General features: G+C 46.0%; 3 protein-coding genes. All 3 read left to right on the top strand.

Annotation, left to right across the window (positions count from 1 at the left end; translation table 11 throughout):
• The coding region (locus AC5RDS_RS07020; protein ID WP_494222276.1) for a sugar nucleotide-binding protein at positions 1 to 279 on the top strand (279 nt) is incomplete at its 5' end.
• A gap of 6 nt (positions 280 to 285) precedes the next feature.
• Positions 286 to 1044: a glycosyltransferase family 32 protein gene (locus AC5RDS_RS07015; RefSeq protein ID WP_130064061.1), complete on the top strand. Its 759-nt coding sequence runs from the start codon at positions 286 to 288 to the stop codon at positions 1042 to 1044.
• An 18-nt stretch (positions 1045 to 1062) separates the two neighbouring features.
• The coding region (locus tag AC5RDS_RS07010) for an NAD-dependent epimerase/dehydratase family protein (RefSeq protein ID WP_494222277.1) at positions 1063 to 1140 on the top strand (78 nt) is incomplete at its 3' end.

Genomic DNA, 1140 nt, shown 5'->3' with positions numbered 1-1140 from the left:
TCGATCATCGAGTCGGAACGCTACGCGGGCAACGAGGGCGGGTACCACTTCACCGACGAGGGCGTCTGCTCGTGGTACGACTTCGCGACGGAGATCGCCGCGGCCGCGGGTCACGACTCATGCCACATCATCCCCTGCCACACGTCGGAATTCCCGACCAAGGCCGCACGCCCGGCCTACTCGGTGCTGGACAAAACCAAAATCAAGACCACCTTCCAGATGGACATCCCCCACTGGAGGGAGTCCATGATCTACTGTCTGAAACAAATTGAAAAATAAATCATTATGATACCTAAAATCATCCATTTCGTATGGTTGGGAGGAGGGAAATACCCCCCCCCGGTTCAGGATTGCATAGACTCTTGGAAGAGGATCTTGCCGGATTATACCATAAAGCGTTGGGATGAAACGAATTTCGATATAGATTCTGTTCCGTGGGTAAAGGAGGCTATTCAAATGAGGAAATGGTCTTTAGCCTCAGATTATATCAGACATTTTGCCCTTTATACGGAAGGTGGTATTTATATGGATACTGATGTCAAAGTATTCAGACCTTTTGATGAGTTTTTATCTTGGGACTTTTTTTCTTCTGTTGAATATCATCCGACCTATTTTTTATCACAAGGTATTCATCAAATAGACGATGCCGGAGTCGTCCGACGGGATGGGGATATTGTCGCAGGACTGGGATTGTTGGCAGCTTTGATAGCCTCCAAGAAAGCTAATCCCTTTATTAAGGAATGTTTGGATTATTATGGCTCCCGGCATTTTATTCAAGAGGACGGGTCCTTATATGTAGATGTCATAAATCCGGGCATTATGGCGATGTTGGCAACGAAGTATGGATTCCGCTATAAAGACGAGGATCAGCTCCTTGACGGAAATATGATGGTGTATAGCTCAAGCATATTCGCAGGCGATCCTGCGACGAGAAGCAAGGAGTCCTATTCCATGCATTATTGTGACGGGTCTTGGCGGGAAAAAACTCTGAAAACCCGAATGAAAGATTATATAAAAAGGATTTTATATAAGAAAAGAAAATAATTCATTAATATTGAATATATGCAACGCACTATCCTCATCACGGGCGGCGCGGGCTTCATCGGCTCGCATGTGGTCCGTCTTTTCGTGACCAAATAC

The organism is Odoribacter sp., assembly GCF_985060555.1.
Note: the sequence above shows the minus strand (reverse complement) of the source record. Positions and strands in the feature narration are given on the sequence as shown.

What these genes read in the sequence shown, in the direction of transcription:
- AC5RDS_RS07015 (WP_130064061.1), top strand. Translation starts at nt 286, where the DNA reads ATGATACCTAAAATCATCCATTTCGTATGGTTGGGAGGAGGGAAATAC.